We start from the raw sequence: 7,535 nt of genomic DNA, 5'->3' as shown, positions 1-7,535 counted from the left end.
GGTCGAACACCGCCTTGCGCAGGTCGGCGATTACCCGCTCGCCCAGCCGGCTGACCAGGTAGAAGCGCAGCGCCGTGAAGAAGGCCAGCGCCGCGGCCACGCCGATCAGCGCCATGAAGTACTTGTCGATCAGCCCGGCGTTGCCGCTCGAGAAAGCGTCGGTCACGCGGCGGAATGCGATCGGCAGCGCCAGCGTGAAGCACGCCGCGGCGATCAGGGCGAGGGCCACGCCCGCGATGGTCCAGCGATAGGGCCACAGATAGGGCTTGAGCCCCTTGAGCGGCCCGATGGTCGCGGCCTTGGGGCGGTCGGTCTTCTTCGCGGCGTGGCGGTCCGGGCCCGAGCTGGCGGACAAGGGCGGCCCCTCCTAAGTGCACAGCGCCGGGAAATACCAACCCCGGCCGGCGGCCGCAAGGCAACGCATTGACCGGCCCGCACGGCTCGGCCCATATGGCGAAGGGAAGCGACCACGCTCGGCCGGCTCGCGGGCGAATCGGGGCGCGCCGTCCACCACAGCCCGGACCCACAGACCCAAATCCAGAGACCCCGATCCAGAGATCCCGATCGATGCGCACCCTGATCTCGTTTGCCGCCCTGTTCGCCTCGATCCTGCTGGTGCAGCTCGGCTCGGGCACGCTGGGCCCGCTCGATGCGCTCAGCGGCGCCATGCGCGGCTTCACCACCGAGCAGATCGGCGTGCTCGGCTCGGCGCATTTCGTGGGCTTCCTCGCCGGCTGCTACCTGACGCCGCGCTATATCGGCGCCATCGGCCATTCGCGCGCCTTCGCCGCCGCCGCCGCCATCGGCGCCATCGGCGCGCTGCTCCACCCGGTGCTGGCGGGCCCCTGGGCCTGGGCCGGGCTCAGGCTGCTGACCGGGCTGGCCATCGCCGCCGCCTACACGGTGATCGAAAGCTGGCTGCAGGCCAAGGTCGAGAACCGCAACCGCGGCCGGATCTACGCGGTCTTCCGCGTCGTCGACCTGTTCGGCCAGTTCAGCGCGCAGGGGCTGATCGCCGTGCTCAACCCCGGCGCCTACTGGGCCTACAACATCGTGGCGGTGTTCTGCTGCCTGTGCATCCTGCCGCTGGCGCTGACGCGCAGCGTGCAGCCGACCACGCCCTCGGCGCCGCGGCTCAGGCCGATCAAGGCGGCGCAGCTGTCGCCCTCGGCCACCTTCGGCATCGTCGTGGCCGGGCTGACCGGCGCCTCGTTCCGCATGATCGGCCCGGTCTTCGGCATCGAGAACGGGCTGCACCAGCAGGAGATCGCGCTGTTCCTCTCGGCCGCCGTGGTCGGGGGCGCGGCGGTGCAGTTCCCGGTCGGCTGGATTGCCGACGCGGTGGACCGGCGCCTGGTGCTGATCGGGCTGTCGGTCCTGGCCATCTTGGGCTGCACCTGGACCGTGCTCGCCGTCGCGCCCGGCGCCACCACCTTCATCTTCCTCGCCGCCTTCTTCTTCGGCGCCAGCACCTATCCGATCTACTCGGTGTCGGCGGCCTACGCCAACGACTATGCCGAGCCCGACTTCATCGTCGAGCTCAACGCCGCGCTGACCTTCTTCTACAGCCTCGGCGCCATCGTCAGCCCGGTCATCACCGCCCGCCTGGTCATGCAGTTCGGCCCCTCGGCCCTGTTCGCCTTCGCCGCGGTCTGCCACCTGGCGCTGATCCTGTTCACGCTCTACCGCATGACCCGGCGCCCGGGCGCGCCGCCGGTCACCCCCTACCGCTACACGCCGCGCACCTCGATGGTGCTTGCCCGCCTGTTCAAGCGGTCCAATGGCGAGGGGCCGCACGCAACCGCCGCAGCCGGCGACACCGGCAGGAGAGAGCCATGAAACTCTATCACTCCCCGCGATCCCCCTTCGTGCGCAAGGTCATGGTGACCCTGCAGCTCACCGGCCAGCTCGGTGAGGTCGAGCTGATCCCCGGCTCGGGCACGCCGCTCGAGCCCAACGAGGGAACCGTCGGCGCCAACCCGCTGGGCAAGATCCCCTGCCTGGTGACCGAGGCGGGCGAGCCGCTGTTCGACAGCCGCGTGATCTGCCGCTACCTCGACTGGCGCGCGGCGGGCGGCGCCGGCGGCGGCCTCTACCCCGAGGGCGCGGCGCTGTTCTCCGTGCTGACCGCCGAGGCGCTGGCCGACGGCATCATGGATGCCACCCTGCTCACCGCCTACGAGTGGCGGCTCAGGCCCGAGGCGGCGCGCTTTGAGCCCTGGGTCGAGGGCCAGACCGCCAAGGCAGCGCGCGGCATCGCCATGCTCGAGCGCACGCCGCTGGTGCACGGCGGCCCCGTCAACGCCGCCTCCGTCAACGCCGCCTCCGTCGCCGCCGGCTGCGCGCTCGCCTATGTCGATTTCCGCCTGCCCGAGCTCGGCTGGCGCGAGCAGGCGCCGACCCTTGCCGCCTGGTTTGCCGACTTCGCCCGGACCCCGGCGATGCAGGCCACCGCCATTCCCGACTGAGCCCCGGCCCCTGACCTCGCCCGCATGACCTCTCCCGCATGACCTCCCCCTGGCCCGAGATCGCCACCGCCCTCGTCGTCTTCGGCGCCAATGTGCTGTCGCCGGGGCCGAACGTGTTCAACACCATCGCCATCGCGCTCGGCTCGGGCCGCCGGGCGGCACTGGCCGTGGTCCCGGCAGTGATGCTCGGCGTGCTGGTCTGGGCCTCGGCCGCGGTGCTGGGCGCGGCGGTGCTGTTTCGCGAGCTGCCCGCTACAAAGACCGCGCTCACCGCGCTGGGCGGCGCGCTGCTCCTGTGGTTCGCCTCGCGCTACGTCCGCCGCGCCTGGCACTGGTCCGGCGCCATCGGCCGCAACCGCGTGGTCACGCCCCGCCAAGCCTTCACCATCACGCTGGCCATCCTCGCCACCAACCCCAAGGCGCTGACCACCTGGCTGGTGGTGATCTCGATCATCCCGGCCGGCCGCATGAGCGACGCCGCCATGCTCGCCATGATCCTCGGCGCCGCGGCGCTGGCCGCGCTCGGCCACCTGGCCTATGGCCTCGCCTTCTCCACCCGCCACGCGGCGCAGGCCTATGCCCGCGCCGGGCGCTGGATCAACGCCGGCGTCGGGCTGTTCTTCGGCTCGCTCGGCCTCACGCTGCTCGCCTCCGCCATCGGGCTGCGGCCCTGAAGCCGCCTTGCCCGGTTGGCGGAAATGCCCGCTGCCCTGTCGCAATTCTTCACGGATGCAATAGGTCTAACGGTTAGACGCAATGGTGGGGTCGGCCCCCATTGCATGGACTTCGATCTCTGGTATACCACAGGGGCAGCCAGCCGACGCATGCGACCACGGGGATGAAACGATGACCGAAACGATCAAATTCACGCTCGACGGCATCGAGGTCGAGGCTGAGCCCGGCGAGACCATCTGGCAGGTCGCCAAGCGCCAGGGCACGCTGATTCCCCATCTGTGCCACAAGGACGCGCCCGGCTATCGCCCCGACGGCAACTGCCGCTCGTGCATGGTCGAGATCGACGGCGAGCGCGTGCTCGCCGCGTCGTGCATCCGCCAGCCCAAGGACGGCATGGTGGTCAAGTCCCAGTCCGAGCGCGCCGCGAAGTCGCGCAAGATGGTGATGGAGCTCTTGCTCGCCGACCAGCCCGCGCGCGAGGCCGCGCACGACCGCTCCTCGCATCTGTGGGACATGGCCGAGATGCAGGGCGTCGCAGCCAGCCGCTTCCCCGCGCTCGAGGGCGAGCGCGTGCCGCTGCTCGACGACAGCCACCTGGCGATGCGCGTCAACCTCGACGCCTGCATCCACTGCAACCTGTGCGTCCGCGCCTGCCGCGAGGTGCAGGTCAACGACGTCATCGGCATGGCCGGCCGCGGCCACGACGCCAAGATCGTGTTCGACTTCGACGACCCGATGGGCCGCTCCACCTGCGTCGCCTGCGGCGAGTGCGTGCAGGCCTGCCCCACCGGCGCGCTGATGGAGGCGAGCGTCCTCGACGACCAGCAGCACGGCGACTCCAAGGACTACGACCGCGAGGTCGACTCGGTCTGCCCCTATTGCGGGGTGGGCTGCCAGATCTCGTTCAAGATCAAGGACGACAAGATCCGCTATGTCGACGGCATCGACGGCCCGTCGAACGAGAACCGGCTCTGCGTCAAGGGCCGCTTCGGCTTCGACTATGTGGGCCATCCCCACCGGCTGCAAAAGCCGCTGATCCGCCGCGAGGACGCGCCCGCCAAGGGCCTCAACGTCGACCCCGCCAACTGGAAGACGCATTTCCGCGAGGCAAGCTGGGAGGAGGCGCTGGACGCCGCCGCCGGCGGCCTGGCGCGCCTGCGCGACACCCGCGGCGGCAAGGCGGTCGCGGGCTTCGGCTCGGCCAAGTGCTCGAACGAGGAGGCCTACCTCTTCCAGAAGCTGATCCGCCAGGGCTTCGGCCACAACAATGTCGACCACTGCACCCGGCTGTGCCACGCCTCCTCGGTCGCGGCGCTGATGGAGAACGTCGGCTCGGGCGCGGTGACCGCCACCTTCAACGAGATCGAGCACGCCGACGTGGCCATCGCGGTGGGCTGCAACCCGGTCGAGAACCACCCCGTCGCCGCCACCTACTTCAAGCAGTTCGTCAAGCGCGGCGGCAAGCTGATCGTCATGGACCCGCGCGGCCAGGCGCTGGCGCGCCACGCCACGCACATGCTGCAGTTCCGCCCCGGCACCGACGTGGCGCTGCTGAACGCCGTCATGCACGTGATCGTCGAGGAGGGCCTCTACGACCGCCAGTACATCGAGGCCTTCACCGAGGGCTTCGACGCCATCAAGGCGCATGTGAAGGACTACCCGCCCGAGAAGATGGCCGGCATCTGCGGCATCGACCCCCAGATCATCCGCACCGTCGCGCGCACCTTCGCCGACGCCAAGGCGGCGATGATCTTCTGGGGCATGGGCATCTCGCAGCACATCCACGGCACCGACAACTCGCGCTGCCTGATCTCGCTCGCGCTGATGTGCGGCCATGTCGGGCGGCCGGGCGCGGGGCTGCACCCGCTGCGCGGCCAGAACAACGTGCAGGGCGCCTCCGACGCCGGCCTGATCCCGATGGTCCTGCCCGACTACCTCTCGGTCGCCGAGCCCAAGGTGCGCGACCTGTTCCGCGAGATCTGGGACGGCACCGAGATCGACCCCAAGCCCGGCCTGACCGTGGTCGAGATCATGGACGCGATCCATGCCGGCGAGATCCGCGGCATGTACATCCTGGGCGAGAACCCGGCCATGTCCGACCCCGACGTGGTGCACGCCCGCCAGGCGCTGGCCGAGCTCGAGCACCTGGTCGTCCAGGACATCTTCCTCACCGAGACGGCGAACTACGCCGACGTGATCCTGCCCGCCTCGGCCTGGCCCGAGAAGACCGGCACGGTGACCAACACCAACCGCCAGGTGCAGATGGGCCGGCCCGCCGTCGCGCCCCCGGGCGAGGCGCGCGAGGACTGGACGATCACGGTCGAGATCGCCAAGCGGCTGGGGCTGAACTGGACCTACACCCACCCGCGCGAGGTCTTCGCCGAGATGAAGAAGTCGATGAAGTCGTTCGACAACATCACCTGGGAGCGGCTGGAGAAGCAGAACGCGGTGACCTATCCCTCGCTCTCGCCCGACGACCCGGGCCAGGCGATCGTGTTCTCGGACGGCTTCCCGCGCGCGGACAAGCGGGCCAAGTTCACCCCGGCCAAGATCGTGGCCCCGGCCGAGACGCCCGACACGCGCTACCCGATGATCCTGACCACGGGCCGCCAGCTCGAGCACTGGCACACCGGCGCCATGACCCGGCGCGCGCGTGTGCTCGACTGGTCCGAGCCCGAGGCGACCGCCGCGCTCAACCCGCGCACGCTCAAGCTGATGGGCATCGAGCCGGGCGAGCTGATCCGGGTGGAGACGCGCCGCGGCCACATCGAGCTCGCCGCCCGCGCCGACCGGGCCATCGCCGAGGACATGGTGTTCATCCCCTTTGCCTTCGTCGAGGCAGCCGCGAACGTCCTGACCAACCCCCAGCTCGACCCCTACGGCAAGATCCCCGAGTTCAAGTACTCGGCGTGCCGGGTGTCGAAGGCGGGCGAGGGAGAGAAGGTGGCAGCGGAGTAGGGCCGAGGGGCGGAACTGTACCTGGTACCGCGCCAGTTCATCCACTTCTAGTCTTGCTCAAGCCGTGGCGCAGGTCGCTCCAAATCATTTTCGCAATTAAGGCAAATTCGAGTCCAAATTTCGAAAGAAAAAAATTAAATAATGCGCCTTCACTGCGCGTGTATATTTGTTTTTCTTTTAAAATGTGTATTAAACTTTTTTCAATCTCTCTAATAAAAAATCGCATTCGACTCTCATAGTAACTCTGCCAAGCTTTATTTATAGCATATTCTATTACATTATGCGCTTGGCTCTTCGTCAAGTTCGGAAGAAGATAAAGAAACGAAACAAAAGCTTTGTTAGCATCTCTCCACGATCTTGATGTCATTTGCGACCCAGTCCTTATATTCCAAGTAGCAAGAACCTCAGGAACGATCCTGAATTTATACCCAAGGGCCGCGAGCACAATTAAAACAAGTTTGTCCTCATACAATTCAAGCGACTCAGAAAAAACAACGTCGTCTTTATTATTTGGAAATATTGTAGCATTAATATGGTGAAACGTTTTTATAAAATAGGAAACTGAGTCTGAATCTAGTTGAATCTTATTTGGAGTAGAATATTCAATGAGACCTGTTATATCACTCACCTTAACGAATCCACACATATATACCGTATTTGAATTAAGTTCTGGGCGCATTTTACTTACAAACTCCTTATGTATTGGATCATCAATGTCGTGAAAATGAACAAAATCACTGGATGATGCTCTTAATAGAGCGTTTCTTGGCGCACTTGGTCCGTTACTATTTACCTTGCCGCGAATAACGCGATAGCCATGAGACTCGATTAAACTGGCTGTGTTGTCGGTCGAAGCGTCATCAAAAAAAATCACTTCGTCAAACGGATCGGTCTGCTCGGCGATATCCCCGCAGATGGATTCCACAAAGCCTTGTGCATTAAAGCACGGGACTAAAAGTGCAATAGTTGGCTTCATAAGATCCTACGGTATTTGGCACGTTTCGCATCCACGCTGGGCACGACCGGTCAAGGTTACTCAGTTGGCCAGCTCAGTGAGCGGACGTCAATGGTTGCTGTGGGAGAGGCGTTGCCGCGCGAACTCTGGTCCGTGGCTTCAAGCGATGACCGAGACTTGACCTATCAGGTCTCTTCGTTACCCCTGAAAGGGCAATCATTTTTTCAACCTGTCGTGCGAAGGTCACCAACCACAGCCACAACAGGTACAGCCACAACAGGTCATGGGCGAACATTCCCCCGGCGCCCTCGCGCAGCGCCGCCTCTACCCCCGCCCCTTCCGCCACCACAAGTGCCCCGCCACCACAACCACGACCCCGCCTGCTGAAATCCCCATCAGCCAGGGCCAGCTCAGCGCCACCATGGCCGCGCCCATCCACACCGTCACCGCCGTCAGCGGCAGGATGCCCAGCGCCGTGG

General features: G+C 65.8%; 6 protein-coding genes. 4 read left to right on the top strand and 2 right to left on the bottom strand.

What is annotated here, in order from left to right; translation table 11 throughout:
* A partial coding sequence (locus AC32QD_RS04230) for an ABC transporter transmembrane domain-containing protein (RefSeq protein ID WP_492009236.1) occupies positions 1-355 on the bottom strand: 355 nt, incomplete at its 3' end.
* Between the two features lie 212 nt (positions 356-567).
* On the opposite strand from AC32QD_RS04230, the gene AC32QD_RS04225 reads away from it, so the two are divergent.
* The 4 genes from AC32QD_RS04225 to fdhF all read left to right on the top strand — a co-directional run bounded on the left by AC32QD_RS04225 (position 568) and on the right by fdhF (position 6,101).
* Positions 568-1,839, top strand: a complete 1,272-nt coding sequence (locus tag AC32QD_RS04225) for an MFS transporter (protein WP_492009235.1) — start codon at positions 568-570, stop codon at positions 1,837-1,839.
* Positions 1,836-2,468, top strand: coding sequence for a glutathione S-transferase (locus tag AC32QD_RS04220; protein WP_492009234.1), 633 nt, complete (start codon positions 1,836-1,838; stop codon positions 2,466-2,468). Before AC32QD_RS04225 ends, AC32QD_RS04220 begins: the two co-directional genes overlap by 4 nt.
* A 38-nt stretch (positions 2,469-2,506) precedes the next feature.
* Entirely contained in the window at positions 2,507-3,142 is a 636-nt protein-coding gene (locus AC32QD_RS04215; protein WP_492009233.1) for a LysE family translocator, read from the top strand.
* 172 nt (positions 3,143-3,314) lie between these two features.
* On the top strand, positions 3,315-6,101 hold the full coding sequence (gene fdhF, locus AC32QD_RS04210; protein ID WP_492009232.1) for a formate dehydrogenase subunit alpha: 2,787 nt from the start codon (positions 3,315-3,317) through the stop codon (positions 6,099-6,101).
* A 37-nt stretch (positions 6,102-6,138) separates the two neighbouring features.
* Here the strand turns inward: fdhF and AC32QD_RS04205 are convergent, their stop codons facing one another.
* The gene (locus AC32QD_RS04205) at positions 6,139-7,077 is read right to left on the bottom strand and encodes a glycosyltransferase family 2 protein (protein WP_492009231.1); all 939 of its coding nucleotides are present in this window, start codon (positions 7,075-7,077) and stop codon (positions 6,139-6,141) included.
* Between the last annotated feature and the right edge of the window lie 458 nt (positions 7,078-7,535).

This window comes from Thermohalobaculum sp., from assembly GCF_058622915.1.
Note: the sequence above shows the minus strand (reverse complement) of the source record. Positions and strands in the feature narration are given on the sequence as shown.

What these genes read in the sequence shown, in the direction of transcription:
- AC32QD_RS04225 (WP_492009235.1), top strand. Translation starts at nt 568, where the DNA reads ATGCGCACCCTGATCTCGTTTGCCGCCCTGTTCGCCTCGATCCTGCTG.
- AC32QD_RS04220 (WP_492009234.1), top strand. Translation starts at nt 1,836, where the DNA reads ATGAAACTCTATCACTCCCCGCGATCCCCCTTCGTGCGCAAGGTCATG.
- AC32QD_RS04215 (WP_492009233.1), top strand. Translation starts at nt 2,507, where the DNA reads ATGACCTCCCCCTGGCCCGAGATCGCCACCGCCCTCGTCGTCTTCGGC.
- fdhF (WP_492009232.1), top strand. Translation starts at nt 3,315, where the DNA reads ATGACCGAAACGATCAAATTCACGCTCGACGGCATCGAGGTCGAGGCT.
- AC32QD_RS04205 (WP_492009231.1), bottom strand. Translation starts at nt 7,077, where the DNA reads ATGAAGCCAACTATTGCACTTTTAGTCCCGTGCTTTAATGCACAAGGC.